The 18,222-nt window shown below is 59.0% G+C and carries 15 protein-coding genes; 8 read left to right on the plus strand and 7 right to left on the minus strand.

Features of this window, described 5'->3' with window-relative positions; translation table 11 throughout:
- Positions 1-84 precede the first annotated feature (84 nt).
- Positions 85-2,535 (minus strand): glycogen/starch/alpha-glucan phosphorylase, encoded by a 2,451-nt coding sequence (locus CKW32_RS23635; protein WP_095186148.1) that lies wholly within the window; start codon positions 2,533-2,535, stop codon positions 85-87.
- A gap of 239 nt (positions 2,536-2,774) precedes the next feature.
- Between CKW32_RS23635 and CKW32_RS23640 the strand changes: the two genes are divergently transcribed.
- Positions 2,775-3,209: a YkgJ family cysteine cluster protein gene (locus tag CKW32_RS23640; RefSeq protein WP_003187815.1), complete on the plus strand. Its 435-nt coding sequence runs from the start codon at positions 2,775-2,777 to the stop codon at positions 3,207-3,209.
- Between the two features lie 203 nt (positions 3,210-3,412).
- Here CKW32_RS23640 and typA read toward each other — a convergent pair whose 3' ends face one another.
- Positions 3,413-5,233: a translational GTPase TypA gene (gene typA / locus CKW32_RS23645; protein ID WP_032890153.1), complete on the minus strand. Its 1,821-nt coding sequence runs from the start codon at positions 5,231-5,233 to the stop codon at positions 3,413-3,415.
- 139 nt (positions 5,234-5,372) lie between these two features.
- On the minus strand, positions 5,373-6,827 hold the full coding sequence (gene thiI, locus CKW32_RS23650) for a tRNA uracil 4-sulfurtransferase ThiI (RefSeq protein ID WP_095186149.1): 1,455 nt from the start codon (positions 6,825-6,827) through the stop codon (positions 5,373-5,375).
- A 334-nt stretch (positions 6,828-7,161) separates the two neighbouring features.
- Between thiI and glnA the strand changes: the two genes are divergently transcribed.
- From glnA to ntrC, 4 genes are all read left to right on the plus strand, one after another.
- Positions 7,162-8,568, plus strand: coding sequence for a type I glutamate--ammonia ligase (gene glnA, locus CKW32_RS23660; protein WP_032890148.1), 1,407 nt, complete (start codon positions 7,162-7,164; stop codon positions 8,566-8,568).
- Between the two features lie 206 nt (positions 8,569-8,774).
- Entirely contained in the window at positions 8,775-9,311 is a 537-nt protein-coding gene (locus CKW32_RS23665; protein ID WP_095186150.1) for a chorismate mutase, read from the plus strand.
- Positions 9,312-9,622: 311 nt separating this feature from the next.
- On the plus strand, positions 9,623-10,708 hold the full coding sequence (gene glnL / locus CKW32_RS23670) for a nitrogen regulation protein NR(II) (protein ID WP_032890142.1): 1,086 nt from the start codon (positions 9,623-9,625) through the stop codon (positions 10,706-10,708).
- Positions 10,705-12,141, plus strand: a complete 1,437-nt coding sequence (gene ntrC, locus CKW32_RS23675; RefSeq protein ID WP_032890139.1) for a nitrogen regulation protein NR(I) — start codon at positions 10,705-10,707, stop codon at positions 12,139-12,141. The genes glnL and ntrC overlap by 4 nt, the downstream gene beginning before the upstream one ends.
- 617 nt (positions 12,142-12,758) lie before the next feature.
- Here ntrC and CKW32_RS23685 read toward each other — a convergent pair.
- Positions 12,759-13,199 carry a hypothetical protein gene (locus CKW32_RS23685; protein WP_095186151.1) on the minus strand — a complete coding sequence of 147 codons (441 nt, stop codon included), beginning with the start codon at positions 13,197-13,199 and terminating at the stop codon, positions 12,759-12,761.
- Between CKW32_RS23685 and CKW32_RS23690 the strand changes: the two genes are divergently transcribed.
- Entirely contained in the window at positions 13,198-13,653 is a 456-nt protein-coding gene (locus CKW32_RS23690; RefSeq protein ID WP_010563141.1) for a tRNA (cytidine(34)-2'-O)-methyltransferase, read from the plus strand. The genes CKW32_RS23685 and CKW32_RS23690 overlap by 2 nt on opposite strands.
- Before the next feature lie 127 nt (positions 13,654-13,780).
- On the opposite strand, the gene secB is transcribed toward CKW32_RS23690, so the two are convergent.
- From secB to CKW32_RS23705, 3 genes are read right to left on the minus strand one after another with little or no spacing between them, the layout of a single operon-like run.
- Complete coding sequence (secB, locus tag CKW32_RS23695) at positions 13,781-14,260, minus strand: protein-export chaperone SecB (protein WP_090401027.1); 480 nt, start codon at positions 14,258-14,260, stop codon at positions 13,781-13,783.
- Between the two features lie 42 nt (positions 14,261-14,302).
- Positions 14,303-14,557 (minus strand): glutaredoxin 3, encoded by a 255-nt coding sequence (gene grxC, locus CKW32_RS23700; RefSeq protein WP_032890136.1) that lies wholly within the window; start codon positions 14,555-14,557, stop codon positions 14,303-14,305.
- 1 nt (position 14,558) lies between these two features.
- A complete protein-coding gene (locus CKW32_RS23705; protein ID WP_032890134.1) occupies positions 14,559-14,972 on the minus strand; it encodes a rhodanese-like domain-containing protein in 414 nt (137 codons plus the stop codon).
- A 151-nt stretch (positions 14,973-15,123) separates the two neighbouring features.
- On the opposite strand from CKW32_RS23705, the gene gpmI reads away from it, so the two are divergent.
- Both gpmI and CKW32_RS23715 read left to right on the plus strand, forming a co-directional pair.
- The gene (gpmI, locus tag CKW32_RS23710) at positions 15,124-16,650 is read left to right on the plus strand and encodes a 2,3-bisphosphoglycerate-independent phosphoglycerate mutase (RefSeq protein ID WP_095186152.1); all 1,527 of its coding nucleotides are present in this window, start codon (positions 15,124-15,126) and stop codon (positions 16,648-16,650) included.
- Between the two features lie 256 nt (positions 16,651-16,906).
- The gene (locus CKW32_RS23715; protein WP_095186153.1) at positions 16,907-18,202 is read left to right on the plus strand and encodes a murein hydrolase activator EnvC; all 1,296 of its coding nucleotides are present in this window, start codon (positions 16,907-16,909) and stop codon (positions 18,200-18,202) included.
- Positions 18,203-18,222: the final 20 nt, after the last annotated feature.

Genomic DNA, 18,222 nt, shown 5'->3' on the forward strand with positions numbered 1-18,222 from the left:
ATAGCGGCGTGTCAGTCGACATATTCGTCAACTGACCATCCACTATCGGGAGCAAGCCCCCTCCCATATTTGGATCCAGGGTGCTTAGTCGAGCGCTTTCCAGATCTCCGTGGCGTACTCGCGGATCGTCCGGTCCGACGAGAACCAGCCCATGCGCGCGGTATTGAGCACCGCCGACCGCCACCATGCCTTGGAGTCATGCCAATGCGCTTCGACCCGCGCCTGGGCATCCCAGTAGGAGTCGAAGTCGGCACACACCAGGAAGCGGTCGTAGTCGATCAACCCGTCGATCAAGCCCACATAGCGGCCCGGATCATCCGGCGAGAACACCCCGCCACGGATCGCTTGCAGCACATCGTTGAGGCGATGGGACGCAGCAATATCAGGCCCGGCGTTGAACTCGCCAGCGTGTTTTCGGGCTTCCACCTGCTGTGCACTGAGGCCGAAGATAAACATGTGATCGGCGCCCACGCGCTCGTGCATCTCCACGTTGGCGCCGTCCATGGTGCCGATGGTCAGCGCGCCGTTGAGGCCGAACTTCATGTTGCTGGTGCCCGACGCTTCAAAGCCGGCCGTGGATATCTGCTCCGACAAGTCCGCCGCCGGGATGATGCTTTCTGCCAGGCTGACGTTGTAGTTGGGCAGGAACACCACTTTGAGCAAACCGCGCACAGTCGGATCGTTGTTGACGGTGCGGGCGATGTCGTTGGTCAACTTGATGATCAACTTGGCCTGGTGATAACTGGCCGCCGCCTTGCCGGAGAAGATCTTCACCCTCGGCACCCAGTCGGTGCCCGGCTCGGCACGGATCGCCTGGTACAGCGCCACGGTGTGCAGCAGGTTGAGCAGTTGGCGCTTGTACTCGTGGATACGTTTGACCTGCACGTCGAACATCGCCGCCGGGTTCACAGAAATGCCCAGGCGCTCGTGGATGATCTCGGCCAGTGCACGCTTACTGTGCAGGCGCTGGTCGGCGAAGGCTTTGCGGAAGGTCTGTTTCTCGGCGAAGGTTTCCAATTCGCCCAAGCGGGTTTCCATGGTGTCGAGAATGTCCGGACCCAGGGCTTCCACCAGCATCTCGGTGAGCTTGGGGTTGGCCTGGTACAGCCAGCGGCGGAAGGTAATGCCGTTGGTTTTGTTGTTGATGCGGTCTGGGTAGAGCTTGTGCAGTTCGGAGAACACCGTGCTGCGCATCAGTTGGGTGTGCAAGCCCGACACGCCATTGACGCTGTGGGAGCCGAGGAACGCCAGGTTACCCATGCGCACGCGGCGACCATTGTCTTCTTCGATCAGCGACACAGCGCGCAGCACGTCAAAATCGTGGATACCTTTGGCGCGCAGCGAGTCGATGTGCTGGGCATTGATCAGGTAGATGATCTGCATGTGCCGAGGCAACATGCGTTCCATCAGACCTACCGGCCAGGTTTCCAACGCCTCGGGCAGCAAGGTGTGGTTGGTGTAGGACAAGGTTTCGACCGTGACCTGCCAAGCGGCGTCCCAAGCGATGTCGTGCAAATCCACCAGTTGGCGCATCAACTCGGCCACGGCGATGGACGGGTGGGTGTCGTTGAGCTGGATCGCCGCGTGTTCGCCCAGGCTCAATACCGAGCCATGCATGTTTTTGTGGCGGCGCAGCAGGTCTTGCAGAGAGGCAGAGACGAAGAAGTATTCCTGACGCAGGCGCAGCTCCTGCCCTGCTTCGGTGCTATCCGCCGGGTAAAGCACCCGGGAGATGCTTTCAGCGCGGGCCACTTCGGCAACGGCGCCCAGGTGGTCACCGGCGTTGAAGCGCTCCAGGTGCAAGTCTTCCACCGCCCGTGCACGCCACAGGCGCAGGGTGTTGACGCTTGCACCGCGCCAACCGACCACCGGCGTGTCATAGGCCACGGCGCGCACGGTCTCGCTGGGCGTCCACTCTTGGATCAGCTTGCCGGCGGCGTCCGGCAGGGTTTCCACGCTGCCGCCAAAGCCGATCGGGTAGATCACTTCAGCGCGCTCGAACTCCCACGGGTTGCCGAAATCCAGCCAGCGTTCGGTCTGCTCCTGTTGCCAGCCATCGACAATCGCCTGGCGGAACAGGCCATGTTCATAACGGATGCCATAACCGTGACCGGCAATGCCCAAGGTCGACATGCTTTCCATGAAGCATGCGGCCAGGCGGCCCAGGCCACCGTTGCCGAGCGCCGCGTCAGGCTCCAGCAGGCGGATACGCTCAAGGTCGACGCCAAGTTCGCTGAGCGCTTCGCGGGCAATCTCCAACACACCAAGGTTACTCAGACTGTCGTAGAGCAAACGGCCGATGAGGAATTCGAGGGACAGGTAATACACACGCTTCTGGCCCTTGCGGTAAATACGCCGCGTGTGGTCCATCCAGTGATCGACCATCTGGTCGCGTGCGGCCAGAGCAATGGCTTCGAACCAGTCGTGGTCGAAGGCGTGATCCGGGTCCTTGCCCACCGCGTAGGTGAGTTTGGTCAAGACGGCATCGCGAAATGCGGCTACCTCTGCTTCTCGTGCAAGTGGTTCCTGAGACATCAATTGCGACCTCGGGCGAGATAGAAGGAGTTGCTAGAGCCTAGACGGTCTGACAGACGGTAGACGCTCTGGTTCGGCAGTTTTTTAACGCATTTACCTTTAGCGGGTTTTGATGCATTGGCCGTGCCTGCTTTCGCCCATCGCACCGTTCGGGATGAAATACGCAAAATATTGTTCAAAAAACCACCAATCCCGGTATGATCGCGCGCCCGGATACAGCCCCACCTTTTGGAACCTTGATGAAGCCTCAACTGATCGCCGCCGCGGAACTCGACCGTCTTGAGACCTGGCAGAAATATTCCGCCCACATGTGCGGTGGCTGCGTGTCCAGCTGCTGCACGCTGCCGGTCGAAGTGAAGATCAAGGACCTGATCCGCATTGGCATCGTCGATGAGTTCGAACGCGGCGATCCGCCGAAGAACATCGCCAAGCGGTTGCAGAAGGAAGGCATCGTCGAGCGCTACAACAACAAATCCGAGATTTTTACGCTGCAGCGCATGAGCAACAACGATTGCCTGTACCTGGATCGTAAGACGCGCTTCTGCACTATTTATGACAAGCGCCCGGATACCTGCCGCAATCACCCGAAGATCGGACCGCGGCCGGGGTATTGCGCGTACAAGCCGAAGGAAGTGGTGCGCGAGACCAATTTCAAGACCCTCGACAAGTTCTGATCTGGGTTTTGCAGGGGGCTCAAGGGCTCTATCGGGGGCAAGCCCCCTCCCACACTGACCGCATTCCAAATGGCTGTACTCGATCAAATGTGGGAGGGGGCTTGCCCCCGATGAGGCCGGTACAGCCACCACAAAACCAGCAGGCATAAAAAAACGCCCCCGGCCTTTCGACCGGGGGCGTTTTTCATTCAGCCTGAGTTAACTCAGTTCTTGGCTTTCTTGGCAGCGCGGGTACGCTCGCCTTCGTCCAGGATCTTCTTACGCAGGCGGATCGACTTAGGCGTAACTTCGCACAGCTCGTCGTCCTGGATGAATTCCAGGGCCTGTTCCAGAGTGAAGCGAACAGGTGGGACCAGAGCGATGGTTTCGTCTTTGCCCGAAGCACGCATGTTGTCGAGCTTCTTGCCTTTGGTTGGGTTTACGCCCATGTCGTTGTCACGGCTGTTCAGACCAACGATCTGGCCGTTGTAGATCTCTTGACCGTGTTCAACGAACAGCTTGCCACGCGCCTGGAGGGTTTCCAGGGAGTAGGTCAGTGCCTTGCCAGTCTCAACCGATACCAGAACACCGTTCTGACGGCCGGACATGTCGCCGGACTTCATGGTGTCGTAGCGATCGAAGATCGAGGTCAGGATGCCAGCGCCGTTGGTCAGGGTCAGGAACTGGTTACGGAAACCGATCAGACCACGAGCAGGGATGTTGTATTCCAGACGCACACGGCCTTTGCCATCCGGCACCATGTTGGTCAGGTCGCCTTTACGCAGGCCCATCTCTTCCATGACCTTGCCCTGGGATTCTTCAGGGGTGTCGATGGTTACGTTTTCGAACGGTTCCTGCTTCACGCCGTCAACTTGACGGATGATCACTTCTGGACGACCAACGCCCATTTCGAAGCCTTCGCGACGCATGGTTTCGATCAGTACCGAGAGGTGCAGCTCACCACGGCCGGAAACCTTGAACTTGTCAGCCGAGTCGCCTTCTTCAACGCGCAGTGCAACGTTGTACAGCAGCTCTTTGTCCAGACGTTCCTTGATGTTACGGGAAGTCACGAACTTGCCTTCTTTACCGCAGAAAGGCGAGTCGTTTACCTGGAAGGTCATGGAAACGGTTGGTTCGTCAACGGTCAGAGGCTTCATCGCCTCGACGTTGTCCGGCTGGCACAGGGTGTCGGAGATGAACAGGGAGTCCATACCGCTCACGCATACGATGTCGCCAGCGAAAGCTTCTTCAACGTCGATACGGTGCAGACCGTGGTGACCCATCAGCTTCAGGATACGACCGTTACGCTTCTTGCCGTCGGCGCCGATAGCAACAACCGGGGTGTTCGGCTTGACGCTACCACGAGCGATACGGCCAACGCCGATAACACCCAGGAAGCTGTTGTAGTCCAGTGCCGAGATTTGCATCTGGAACGGGCCGTCACGGTCAACTTTTGGAGCAGGTACGTTGTCGACGATCGACTGGTACAGCGGGGTCATGTCTTCAGCCATGTCGGTGTGTTCCAGACCGGCAATGCCGTTCAGGGCCGAGGCGTACACGACTTTGAAGTCCAGCTGTTCTTCGGTAGCACCCAGGTTGTCGAACAGGTCGAAGATCTGGTCCAGAACCCAGTCCGGACGCGCGCCTGGACGGTCAACCTTGTTGATGCACACGATCGGACGCAGGCCGGCTTCGAAAGCCTTCTTGGTCACGAAACGGGTTTGCGGCATAGGGCCGTCTTGGGCATCAACCAGCAGCAGAACGGAGTCAACCATCGACATCACACGTTCAACTTCACCGCCGAAGTCGGCGTGGCCCGGGGTGTCCACGATGTTGATGTGGTAGCCGTTCCAGTTGATAGCGGTGTTTTTTGCCAGGATGGTAATACCGCGCTCTTTTTCCTGGTCGTTGGAGTCCATCACGCGCTCGTCGTTGAGCTCGTTGCGCTCCAGGGTGCCGGATTGACGCAGGAGTTTGTCTACCAGGGTGGTTTTACCATGGTCAACGTGAGCAATGATGGCGATGTTACGTAGATTTTCGATCACTTGTGTATCTCGATCAGAGGATTCGGTGTGCTGACAGGTCGTGGCAGCGATTTACAGTAGAGTCAGGCCTTGCCGTTACAGCTTGACGGCAGAGTCGGGGGGCCGGTGACGCAGGCCACAGGCAAACAGCCCCGGGCTCTTAGCTCGGTCGATAAACGCGCACATTGGCATGCCCCTCACTGAGCAAATGGTGGGCATGCAGGCGACTCATCACGCCTTTGTCGCAATACAGCAGGTACTGACGGCTGTCATCCAGTTCCTTGAAACGCGCGTTCAATGCGTAGAACGGCAGCGTTTGTACGTCGATGCCAGGAATTTCCAGCGGCTCATCTTCAGCGGCATCCGGGTGACGGATGTCGACAACAATCTGGCCGGCCAGGGCTTCACTGACTTCTTCGATCTGCACATCCTGGCCCAGTTCGTCGATAACACGATCGATCGGGACCAGCTTGGCGTTCTGAAGCGCACGCTCCAGAATCGCCATATCAAACTGTTGTTCTTCGTACTCCACGCGGTTGCGCTTGGCGTGGGTCTTGGGATTCACCGAGATGACCCCGCAGTATTCAGGCATATGCTTGGCGAAGTCGGCGGTGCCGATTTCTTCTGCCAAATCGATGATGTCCTGCTTGTGGCTGGCGATCAGTGGGCGCAACACCAGCTTCTCGGTCACGCAGTCGATCAGCGACAGGTTCGGCAGCGTCTGGCTGGAAACCTGGGAAATCGCTTCGCCGGTCACCAGGGCGTCGATCTGCAACTGATCGGCAATCCGAGACGCAGCGCGCAACATCATACGCTTCAATACTACGCCCATATGACTGTTATCGACTTTACCGAGAATTTCGCCCAGCACTTCCTCAAACGGTACGCTCACAAATAGCACGCGTTGGGAGCTGCCGTACTTCTTCCAGATAAAGTGCGCGACTTCCATCACGCCCAATTCGTGTGCACGCCCACCCAGATTAAAGAAGCAGAAGTGGCTCATCAGGCCGCGGCGCATGATCTGGTAGGCCGCGACCGTGGAATCGAAACCGCCGGACATCAATACCAGGGTCTGTTCCAGGGCGCCCAACGGGTAGCCGCCGATGCTGTCGTGCTGGCTGTGAATCACAAACAACCGTTGGTCGCGAATTTCCATGCGCACTTCAATTTGTGGCGCTTTTAAGGAAATTCCGGCGGCGCCGCACTCGCGACGCAGCTTGCTGCCGACGTATTTCTCGACGTCCATGGAGCTGAATGGGTGCTTGCCGGCACGCTTGCAGCGTACCGAAAAAATCTTGCCTTCAAGGCTGTCACCGAAGTGCCGTTTGCATTTTTCGGTGATGTCGTCGAAGTCGCCCAGCGGGTACTCATCCACCTGCAGGAAATGCGCGATACCCGGCATGCAGCTCAGGCGCTCGGTCATGTCCTTCAAGGCTTTGGCGTCGGTGAGGCGGGTTTCCAGTTCGAGGTTGTCCCACACACCGTTCACCACCACAGCCGGGTCCAGATCGCGGAGCACGGCACGGATGTTCTTGGCCAACTGACGGATGAAACGCATCCGTACCGGTCGGCTCTTGATGGTGATCTCGGGGAAGACTTTAACGATTAATTTCATGGAAACAGCGCGCGCAGGGCCTGCCGAAAAAGGGGGGCGCGGATTATAGCGGAAATCGCTCAAGGTTTAACCAGTTAATATGCACATCACTCGACTCGCACTAAAGCAGTGCATTTGCACGCATCAGCGCCACATTGCAGTGCGCGAATTTCGCGCTTTTGTCGCAATGCACCTTTATAGGGGCGTTTTTGGAGCAAAAAACCCATGTTGGCGCACTGGCATGCAATTTGCTCTCTTGTGAGGCAGGTTGCCATGGCGGACTATCCGCGCCGGCATCACCCACATTCTAAGGGCTAACTCCACTACCCCAGCCCGAAGCCACCCGGAGGACACTATGTCGAAGTCGGTTCAACTCATCAAAGATCATGACGTTAAATGGATTGATCTGCGCTTCACGGACACCAAAGGCACTCAGCACCACGTGACCATGCCGGCTCGCGATGCGCTGGATGATGCGTTCTTCGAAGAAGGCAAAATGTTCGACGGTTCCTCCATCGCTGGCTGGAAAGGCATCGAAGCCTCCGACATGATCCTGATGCCGGACGACAGCACTGCCGTGCTGGACCCGTTCACCGAAGAAGCCACCCTGATCCTGGTGTGCGACGTGATCGAGCCTTCGACCATGCAAGGCTACGACCGCGACCCACGTGCGATCGCCAAGCGTGCCGAGGAATACCTGAAGTCGACCGGTATCGGTGACACCGTATTCGTAGGCCCAGAGCCAGAATTCTTCATCTTTGACCAAGTGAAGTTCAAGTCCGACATCTCCGGCTCCATGTTCAAGATCTACTCTGAACAAGGTTCGTGGATGTCCGATCAGGACGTGGAAGGCGGCAACCATGGCCACCGTCCAGGCATCAAAGGTGGTTACTTCCCAGTTCCGCCGTTCGACCACGACCACGAAATCCGTACCTCCATGTGCAACGCCATGGAAGACATGGGCCTGGTCATCGAAGTTCACCACCACGAAGTGGCGACTGCCGGCCAGAACGAAATCGGTGTGAAGTTCAACACCCTGGTTGCCAAGGCTGACGAAGTTCAGACCCTGAAGTACTGCGTACACAACACTGCCGTTGCCTACGGCCGTACCGCGACCTTCATGCCTAAGCCTCTGTACGGCGATAACGGTTCGGGTATGCACGTTCACCTGTCCATCGCCAAAGATGGCAAGAACACTTTCGCTGGCGAAGGTTATGCCGGCCTGTCCGATACCGCCCTGTACTTCATCGGCGGCATCATCAAGCACGGTAAGGCCCTGAACGGCTTCACCAACCCTTCGACCAACTCCTACAAGCGTCTGGTCCCAGGTTTCGAAGCTCCGGTAATGCTGGCCTACTCGGCGCGCAACCGTTCCGCTTCGATCCGTATTCCTTACGTCTCCAGCCCACGCGCTCGCCGTATCGAAGCTCGCTTCCCGGATCCAGCAGCCAACCCTTACCTGGCCTTCGCTGCTCTGGTTATGGCCGGCCTGGACGGTATCCAGAACAAGATCCACCCTGGCGACGCTGCCGACAAAAACTTGTACGACCTGCCGCCTGAAGAGGCCAAAGAGATCCCACAAGTGTGCGGCAGCCTGAAAGAAGCCCTGGAAGAGCTGGACAAGGGCCGTGCGTTCCTGACCAAAGGCGGCGTGTTCAGCGACGACTTCATCGACGCTTACATCGGCCTGAAAAGCGAAGAAGAAATCAAGGTTCGTACCTTCGTACACCCACTGGAATACGAGCTGTACTACAGCTGCTGATCCGGTAGCGCTGCTTAAAGTGGCGTGACAAAAAAGACCTCCTTCGGGAGGTCTTTTTTTGCCCGTGAATTACACAGTTCCACACCTGCAAACCTAATCAAAAAGGTGGGAGGGAGCTTGCTCCCGATAGCGGTGGGTTAGCTGATACAGGTGCTGACTGACACTCTGCTATCGGGGGCAAGCCCCCTCCCACAAGGAGATCAGTATTGAAACGTCGACTTGTGTTCGCTCTGTTATTCGCCAGCGCCAGTGCATTCGCTGCACCGCCGACACTGGAGCCATTGCTCAACAGCATCGCCGAACGCCTGACCATTGCCGACCAGGTGGCCCTGAGCAAATGGGACAGCAAAAAACCGGTAGAAGACAAAAAGCGCGAGCAAGATGTGCTCGCCAGCGTCATTGCCCAGGCACCGAGCTACAAACTGGAGCCCGCCGCCGCCGAGCAATTTTTCTCGGCGCAGATCGAGGCAAACAAGCTGGTGCAGTACACCCACCTGTCCGACTGGCAGTTCCAGGGCAAGGCACCCGACGACCCGCGCCCGGACCTGGTAAAGCAGATTCGCCCGCAACTGGATCAATTGCAAAAACGCCTGCTGCAACAACTGGCGGACTTCACTCCACAACGTACCGACCCGCAGTGCCCTCAATGGCTGGCCGAAGCGGTACATGAGCCGCTGAACGACCCACTGCGGCAATTGGCGATGATCCGCGCTACGGCCGAGCTGTGTATCTACAAAGACTAAAACTGTAACCCCGATCCAAAAATGTGGGAGAGGGGCAACCCCTCCCACATTTGATTTATATGATTTCGGCACTTCCTGAACAACCTTCACAAAACCGCACTATATTGGTGCGACATCCTGCACCCACCCCAACGACTAACACCATTTTGGTTCGAAACTTCCCGTTCAAGCTGGCAGAACGCCACAGTTTCGGGCCCTAACCCCCCATTTCAGGGCTTTCGCGCTTCTTTTCGGAGCCTTGGTTTGGTTTTTGCATTTTCCTTGTATCAGCGTGTGCCTCAAGCCCGCGCCTTGCTCCAAAAGAGGTCCTGATGACCATCAGCGATGCACTGCACCGTTTGCTACTCGACAACCTGACCACCGCGACCATCCTGCTCAATGACGACTTGCGTCTTGAGTACATGAACCCGGCGGCGGAGATGCTTCTGGCCATCAGTGGCCAGCGCAGCCATGGGCAGTTCATCAGCGAGCTGTTCACCGAGTCGGCCGAAGCCTTGAGCTCGTTACGCCAGGCGGTGGAGCAGGCGCATCCATTCACCAAGCGTGAAGCGATGCTCACGGCCCTTACCGGGCAGACATTGACCGTCGACTACGCTGTGACCCCGATCCTGAGCAACGGCGCGACCCTGCTGCTGCTTGAAGTACATCCCCGTGACCGCCTGCTGCGCATCACCAAAGAAGAAGCGCAGTTGTCCAAGCAAGAAACCAGCAAGATGCTGGTACGTGGCCTCGCCCATGAGATCAAGAACCCGTTGGGCGGCATCCGTGGTGCGGCGCAGTTGCTGGCCCGCGAGTTACCGGACGAGAACCTCAAGGACTACACCAACGTCATCATCGAAGAAGCCGACCGCCTGCGTAACCTGGTGGACCGCATGCTCGGCTCCAACAAGCTGCCGTCCCTTGCGATGACCAACGTGCATGAAGTACTTGAGCGCGTCTGTCATCTGGTAGAGGCCGAAAGCCAGGGCTGCATCACCTTGGTGCGCGACTACGACCCGAGCATTCCCGACGTGTTGATCGACCGCGAACAGATGATCCAAGCGGTGCTCAACATCGTGCGCAACGCCATGCAGGCCATCAGCAGCCAGAACGAATTGCGCCTGGGCCGCATCAGCCTGCGCACCCGCGCACTGCGCCAGTTCACCATCGGCCACGTGCGCCATCGCCTGGTGACCAAGGTCGAGATCATCGACAACGGCCCAGGCATTCCTGCGGAACTTCAGGAAACTATCTTCTTTCCCATGGTCAGCGGCCGCCCGGACGGTACCGGGCTGGGCCTGGCCATCACCCAGAACATCATCAGCCAGCACCAGGGTCTGATCGAATGTGAGAGCCATCCCGGCCACACCACGTTCTCGATCTTTCTGCCTCTGGAACAAGGAGCCCCATCGACATGAGCCGTAGTGAAACTGTCTGGATCGTCGATGACGACCGTTCTATCCGCTGGGTCCTTGAGAAAGCCTTGCAACAGGAAGGCATGACCACCCAGAGCTTCGACAGCGCCGACGGGGTGATGAGCCGCCTGGCACGCCAGCAGCCCGACGTGATTATTTCTGACATCCGCATGCCAGGCGCCAGTGGCCTGGACCTGCTGGCACGCATCCGCGAGCAGCACCCGCGCCTGCCGGTGATCATCATGACTGCGCACTCCGACCTGGACAGCGCTGTCGCGTCTTACCAGGGCGGCGCATTCGAATACCTGCCCAAGCCGTTTGACGTGGACGAGGCTGTGGCGCTGGTCAAGCGCGCCAACCAGCACGCCCAGGAACAACAGAATCAGGAAGCCCCGCCGGCCCTGACCCGCACCCCGGAAATCATCGGTGAAGCGCCGGCGATGCAGGAAGTGTTTCGCGCCATCGGGCGCTTGAGCCACTCCAACATCACCGTGCTGATCAACGGCGAGTCGGGTACCGGTAAAGAGCTGGTAGCCCACGCTCTGCACCGTCACAGCCCACGGGCAGCGTCGCCGTTTATCGCACTGAACATGGCAGCGATCCCCAAGGACTTGATGGAATCCGAGCTGTTCGGCCATGAGAAAGGCGCGTTCACCGGCGCCGCCAACCTGCGTCGCGGACGCTTTGAACAGGCGGATGGTGGCACGCTGTTCCTCGATGAGATCGGCGATATGCCGGCCGACACCCAGACTCGCCTGCTGCGCGTACTGGCGGACGGCGAGTTCTACCGCGTTGGCGGTCACACACCGGTCAAGGTTGATGTGCGCATCATCGCCGCGACTCACCAGAACCTGGAAACCCTGGTGCATGCGGGCAAGTTCCGTGAGGACTTGTTCCACCGCCTCAACGTGATTCGCATCCACATCCCCCGCATGTCGGACCGCCGCGAAGATATCCCCACCCTCGCCCGCCACTTCCTCAGCCGCGCCGCCCTGGAGCTGGCGGTCGAGCCGAAGCTTTTGAAAAGCGAGACCGAGGAATACCTGAAGAACCTGCCATGGCCAGGCAACGTGCGCCAGCTGGAGAACACCTGCCGCTGGATCACGGTGATGGCGTCCGGGCGCGAAGTGCATATCGGCGACCTGCCGCCGGAGCTTTTGAGCCTGCCGCAGGATTCGGCACCAGTGACCAACTGGGAGCAGGCGCTGCGTCAATGGGCCGACCAGGCACTGGCACGGGGCCAGTCGAACCTGCTGGACAGCGCCGTACCAGCGTTCGAGCGGATCATGATCGAGACCGCCCTCAAGCACACCGCCGGCCGCCGGCGCGATGCTGCGGTGTTGCTGGGCTGGGGTCGCAATACCCTGACGCGCAAGATCAAGGAGCTGGGCATGAAAGTGGACGGTGGTGACGACGATGAGGGCGACGACGCCTGAATCTCGAATCCACTAAGGTCTAATGTGGGAGGGGGCTTGCTCCCGATAGCAGTAGGTCAGTCACAACATCTGTGCCTGATACACCGCCATCGGGAGCAAGCCCCCTCCCACATTTAGACCTCCACACGGACTCAGAACCGTGCACCGCTTCAATGCACCCTGTTCTAGCATCGCGCACACGTTCCACGCCCGAACCAACCGTTTTGTTAAGAGAATGCTGAATTCCGAAAACACCAAAGCCCCGCAATCCGGGGCTTTGCGCTTTTTGAAGAATTTTTTTGGCACAACTTAGCCACTCTGGCACGCGCCCTGCAATAACCCAAGTACAACCCAGTTTCGGGGACCTTGGTACAGGCAGGCCGAGAATCCCCTCTTTACACCCGGGGTGCTTGATGCGAACCGCGTCGCGCTCCACACCGCTTTGGGGAACCTCGGTACAGGCAGGCCGGGGACTCCCTCTTTAACACCGAAGCCTTGATGGCTTCACCCCGTTTTGGGAGCCCTGGTACAGGCAGGCCGGGAACTCCCTTCTTTACACCGGGGCTTATGTGGCACAGCGCCCATAGCCCCAGCCCGTTTTGGGGACCTTGGTACAGGCAGGCCGGGGATTCCCTCTTTTATTGCTCCTGGAGATGGATCTCCAACCGCCAGCGGTCATCGACCTCTTCTCCCTTCCACTCCCCGCGCAACGGCCGAGCCGCGACCAGGTTCAGCAGCAGGCCGCCATCGGTCTTGCGCACGCGCCAGTTCACGTCCTTGTCGTTGACCTTAAGTTGCCCGGTGCTGGCCTTGCCTTGGGCATCAAACAGCAACGCCACGGTGCCATCGATATGCTCGCCGTGCAGCTTGGGTTCGCTGTTGAACCACACCACTACGCCATCCGTGGTCGTCTCTACCTGTTGCAGTTCGACCGGGTCCGCTGTGGTCAGCCGGCCAATCATCAGGCCCACCATCAAGCCGACAATCGCCAGCGAGCCCATGACCCTTGGCAATAGCTTCGGTCTTGGGTCTTCTTCAGGGGTAGAATGCAGCGCATCTTTGCCTTCGGAGCCGTGCATGTTTCACGTCATCCTTTTTCAACCAGAAATTCCGCCGAATACCGGCAACGTTATCAGGCTGTGCGCCAACAGTGGCTGCCACCTGCATTTGATCGAGCCCCTGGGCTTCGACATGGACGACAAGCGTCTGCGCCGTGCCGGGCTGGACTACCACGAGTACGCCACGCTCCAGCGCCACGCCGACTTGGCCAGCTGCCTGGAAAGCCTGGGGCATCCGCGCTTGTTCGCGTTCACCACCAAGGGTTCGCGACCGTTCCATGATGCCAGTTTTGCTGAGGGCGATGCCTTCCTGTTCGGCCCGGAGAGCCGCGGCCTGCCGGCCGAAGTGCTCGACGCCCTGCCCGATGGGCATCGCCTTCGCCTGCCAATGCGCGAAGGCTGCCGCAGCCTGAACCTGTCCAACACCGTAGCCGTTGCCGTGTACGAAGGTTGGCGCCAACTCGGTTTCAAATAACACACCAAACAAAATGTGGGAGGGGGCTTGCCCCCGATGGCGGAGTGTCAGTCGACATCTATCTGACTGATCCACCGCTATCGGGAGCAAGCCCCCTCCCACATTGGGTTCTGCGTCGGGTTCGAGATTACTGAACCGTCGGTGTGCCTTCCTGTTGCATGCGCTGCAGCTCTTGAGCGTACAGGGCATCGAAGTTCACCGGAGCCAGCATCAGCGCAGGGAACGAACCACGGGTGACCAGGCTGTCCAGGGTCTCACGGGCATACGGGAACAGGATGTTCGGGCAGAACGCGCCCAGGGTGTGGCTCATGGACGCTTCGTCCAGGCCCTGGATCAGGAAGATACCGGCCTGTTGCACTTCAGCAATGAAGGCCACTTCTTCACCGTTCTTGACGGTGACCGACAGGGTCAGCACAACTTCGTGGAAGTCGCCTTCCAGTGCCTTTTGACGGGTGTTCAGGTCCAGCGCAACGCTTGGGGTCCACTCCTGGCGGAAGATGGCCGGGCTTTTCGGCGCTTCGAACGACAGGTCACGCACGTAGATACGCTGCAGCGAGAACTGTGGGCCTTGAGCTTCTGCTGCTTCGGTGTTCTGTTGGTCAGTCATCGCAGATCCTTCTTGATCTTGGGGTCTTTTAGGGTTTAGGAGTCAGACGAGCAGCAGCGCATCGAGTTTACCGGCGCGCTCCAGGGCAAACAGGTCGTCGCAGCCACCGATGTGTTTGGCGCCGATCCAGATCTGCGGCACAGACGTGCGTCCCGCCTTCTGGGCCATTTCGGCGCGCACCTGGGGCTTGCCGTCGACCTTGATCTCTTCGAATGCAACGCCCTTCTTATCCAGCAGAGCCTTGGCTCGCATGCAATAAGGGCAATAATCGCTGGAGTAGACGACAACCTGGCTCATATCACTTCACCAGCGGCAGGTTATCGGCGCGCCAGCTGCTGATGCCACCGGACAGCTTGGCCGCGGTGAAACCGGTCTTGAGCATTTCGCGGGCGTGAGTGCCAGCGTGCTGGCCTTGGGCGTCGACCAGGATGATGGTCTTGGCCTTGTGTTTTTCCAGCTCGGCCAGGCGCGCGATCAGCTTGTCCTGTGGAATGTTCAGTGCACCGACGATATGGCCGGCAGCGAATTCCTTGGCTGGGCGGATATCCACCACAATGGCCTCATCCTTGTTGACCAGCGCGGTCAGCTCCGACGTGCTCAGGCTGCGCCCACCACGGCTCAATTCGTGAGCGATCAGCAGCGCCAGCAGGATGACGAAGGCACCCACGAGCAGATAGTGGGCAGTGGCAAATGCAATCAGGTGATCAACCATCAAGGAGGTTCCAGGGCGTTAAAATGGCGGTAAGTATACACAGCCGTCAGGGGGGGCCAACCCCCGTAAAGCGGTGACGTGGTCGGAACTTCGCTTTAAACTGCCACTCCCTTTTCAATTGCCTTCCTTTATTACCGCCGCGAGAGGATCTATGACTACTACGCCTAAACCTTTGGTCCTGATAATTCTCGATGGCTTCGGACACAGTGAAAGCCACCACGACAACGCGGTATACGCGGCCAAGAAGCCTGTACTGGACCGTTTGACCGCCAGCGTCCCCAACGGCCTGATCTCCGGTTCGGGCATGGACGTGGGCCTGCCCGACGGGCAGATGGGCAACTCGGAAGTCGGCCATATGAACCTCGGCGCCGGACGAGTGGTATATCAAGACTTCACACGAGTGACCAAAGCGATCCGCGACGGCGAGTTCTTCGAGAACCCGACCATCTGCGCAGCGGTAGATAAAGCAGTAGCCGACGGCAAGGCCGTGCACTTCATGGGCCTATTATCCGACGGCGGTGTACACAGCCACCAAGACCATCTGGTTGCCATGGCCGAACTGGCCTTCAAGCGCGGCGCCGAGAAGATCTACCTGCACGCCTTCCTCGACGGTCGCGACACTCCTCCAAAAAGCGCGCAATCGTCCATCGAGCTCCTGGACGCCACATTCGCCGCCCTGGGCAAGGGCCGCATTGCAAGCATCGTGGGCCGTTACTTCGCCATGGATCGTGACAACCGCTGGGACCGAGTGTCCCAAGCCTACAACCTCATCGTCGACGGTCAGGCCGAATTCAACGCCGCCACCGCCCAAGAAGGCCTGGAAGCCGCCTACGCCCGTGGCGAAAGCGATGAGTTCGTCAAGGCCACCACCATCGGCGAGCCGGTAAAAGTCGAAGACGGCGACGCCGTGGTGTTCATGAACTTCCGCGCCGACCGTGCCCGCGAGCTGAGCCGCGTGTTCGTCGAAGACGGCTTCAGCGAGTTCGAACGAGCCCGCCAGCCAAAAGTGCACTACGTCGGCCTGACCCAATACGCCGCGAGCATCCCGGCCCCCGCCGCCTTTGCTCCGGGCAGCCTGGACAACGTGCTCGGCGATTACCTGGCGAAAAACGGCAAGACCCAACTGCGCATTGCCGAAACTGAAAAATACGCCCACGTGACCTTCTTCTTCTCCGGCGGCCGTGAAGAACCGTTCCCAGGCGAAGAGCGCATCCTGATCCCGTCGCCAAAAGTCGCCACCTACGACCTGCAGCCGGAAATGAGCGCGCCGGAAGTCACCGACAAAATCGTCGACGCCATCGACCACCAGCGTTACGACGTGATCGTGGTCAACTACGCCAACGGCGACATGGTTGGCCACAGCGGCAACCTGGAAGCCGCGACCAAGGCCGTGGAATGCCTGGACTTGTGTGTCGGCCGCATCGTCGACGCCCTGGAAAAAGTCGGCGGCGAAGCGCTGATCACGGCCGACCACGGCAATTGCGAGCAGATGTCCGACGAGTCCACCGGCCAGGCACACACCGCTCACACCACTGAGCCAGTGCCGTTCATCTACGTGGGCAAGCGCGACTTCAAAGTGCGTGACGGCGGGGTGTTGGCGGATGTGGCGCCAACCATGCTGATGCTGATGGGGTTGGAGAAGCCAACGGAGATGACCGGGACCTCGATTCTGGTTTGATTTCAACCACACCACTGAACAGTGTGGGAGGGGGCTTGCCCCAGATAGCAGTGGGTCAGCCAACACATATTCAGCTGACACACTGCAATCGGGGGCAAACCCTTCCCACATTGGATCTCCCGTGTTTGGAAGATGTCTTTTTGCCATACCACCGCCACTCGGCGCCTATCTTGCCCGCCAGCCCCAATTGGGCGTTTTTTTTGCAGCGCTTGGCGGGCATACTAGGCCGTCCCTTTCCCTGGTGTCGCCCGCCTCTATGCTTCGCGCCTTGATTACCCTTGCTTTTGTCTGCCTGCTCCAACCGGCGTTTGCCGATGAGCGCGCACAAACCCAACAACAGTTGGACGCTACGCGTCAGGACATTACCGAGCTGAAAAAACTGCTCGGCAAGCTCCAGGAAGAAAAATCCGGGGTGCAGAAAGACCTGCGCGGCACGGAAACCGAAATGGGCAAGCTAGAGAAGCAAGTCCAGGAGCTGCAAAAAGAATTAAAGAAGAGCGAGTCGGAACTGGAGCGACTCGACGCTGAGAAAAAAAAACTCCAGAGCGCACGCGTTGAACAGCAACGCCTGATCGCGATCCAGGCCCGCGCCGCCTACCAGAGTGGCCGCCAGGAATACCTCAAGCTGCTGCTCAACCAGCAGAACCCTGAGAAATTCGCGCGCACCCTGACCTACTACGACTACCTGAGCAAAGCCCGCCTGGAGCAATTGAAAAGCTTCAACGAGACTCTGCGCCAGTTGGTCAACGTCGAACAGGAAATCGCCAACCAGCAGTCGCAGTTGGAAGACCAGAAAAGCGCCCTCGACACCCAGCGCGATGAGCTGGACAAGGTCCGCAAGGAGCGCCAGCTGGCCCTGGCCAAGCTCAATGACGACGTGAAAGCCCGCGACGCCAAGCTCCAGGCCCGCGAGCAAGACCAAGCCGACCTGGCCAAAGTGCTCAAGACCATCGAAGAAACCCTGGCGCGCCAGGCACGTGAGGCCGAAGAAGCGCGCCAGAAAGCGCTGATCGCCCAGCAGGAAGCCGAAAAAAAGCGCCAGCGTGAGGCCGAACTGGCAGCCACCACTGACGCTCCGGCGCCACGTAAACCGGCACATGCAGCGCCTGGCCCGTTGGTTTCCAGTGCCGGCGAGTCCTTCGGCGGCCCTTTTGCTTCAGCACGAGGAAAACTTCCATGGCCTGTTGATGGTCGACTACTGGCACGCTTCGGTGAAACCCGTGGCGACGACACCCGCGCCAAGTGGGATGGGGTGATGATCAGCGCCTCCGCCGGCAGCCAGGTCCACGCCGTTCACGGCGGGCGCGTGGTGTTTGCCGATTGGCTGCGGGGCGCCGGTTTGTTGGTGATTCTTGACCACGGTAATGGCTATTTGAGCCTTTACGGCCACAATCAGACGTTACTCAAGTCGGCAGGTGATGTTGTAAAAGCCGGTGAATCCATCTCCACTGTCGGTAACAGTGGTGGCCAGGACACCCCGGCGCTGTACTTCGCTATTCGTCAGCAGGGTCGCCCGAGCGATCCCGCACAATGGTGCCGTTCCCAAGGATAGGGCCGCATCTACATTAGGAG

Origin of the sequence: Pseudomonas sp. Irchel 3H9 (assembly GCF_900187495.1) — a bacterium.
GTDB lineage: Bacteria > Pseudomonadota > Gammaproteobacteria > Pseudomonadales > Pseudomonadaceae > Aquipseudomonas > Aquipseudomonas sivasensis.

Coding starts and splice junctions, on each gene's coding strand:
- grxC (WP_032890136.1), bottom strand. CDS start 14,557: ATGAGCCAGGTTGTCGTCTACTCCAGCGATTATTGCCCTTATTGCATG.
- ntrC (WP_032890139.1), top strand. CDS start 10,705: ATGAGCCGTAGTGAAACTGTCTGGATCGTCGATGACGACCGTTCTATC.
- thiI (WP_095186149.1), bottom strand. CDS start 6,827: ATGAAATTAATCGTTAAAGTCTTCCCCGAGATCACCATCAAGAGCCGA.
- CKW32_RS23685 (WP_095186151.1), bottom strand. CDS start 13,199: ATGCACGGCTCCGAAGGCAAAGATGCGCTGCATTCTACCCCTGAAGAA.
- CKW32_RS23640 (WP_003187815.1), top strand. CDS start 2,775: ATGAAGCCTCAACTGATCGCCGCCGCGGAACTCGACCGTCTTGAGACC.
- CKW32_RS23690 (WP_010563141.1), top strand. CDS start 13,198: ATGTTTCACGTCATCCTTTTTCAACCAGAAATTCCGCCGAATACCGGC.
- CKW32_RS23635 (WP_095186148.1), bottom strand. CDS start 2,535: ATGTCTCAGGAACCACTTGCACGAGAAGCAGAGGTAGCCGCATTTCGC.
- glnL (WP_032890142.1), top strand. CDS start 9,623: ATGACCATCAGCGATGCACTGCACCGTTTGCTACTCGACAACCTGACC.
- glnA (WP_032890148.1), top strand. CDS start 7,162: ATGTCGAAGTCGGTTCAACTCATCAAAGATCATGACGTTAAATGGATT.
- CKW32_RS23705 (WP_032890134.1), bottom strand. CDS start 14,972: ATGGTTGATCACCTGATTGCATTTGCCACTGCCCACTATCTGCTCGTG.
- CKW32_RS23715 (WP_095186153.1), top strand. CDS start 16,907: ATGCTTCGCGCCTTGATTACCCTTGCTTTTGTCTGCCTGCTCCAACCG.
- gpmI (WP_095186152.1), top strand. CDS start 15,124: ATGACTACTACGCCTAAACCTTTGGTCCTGATAATTCTCGATGGCTTC.
- secB (WP_090401027.1), bottom strand. CDS start 14,260: ATGACTGACCAACAGAACACCGAAGCAGCAGAAGCTCAAGGCCCACAG.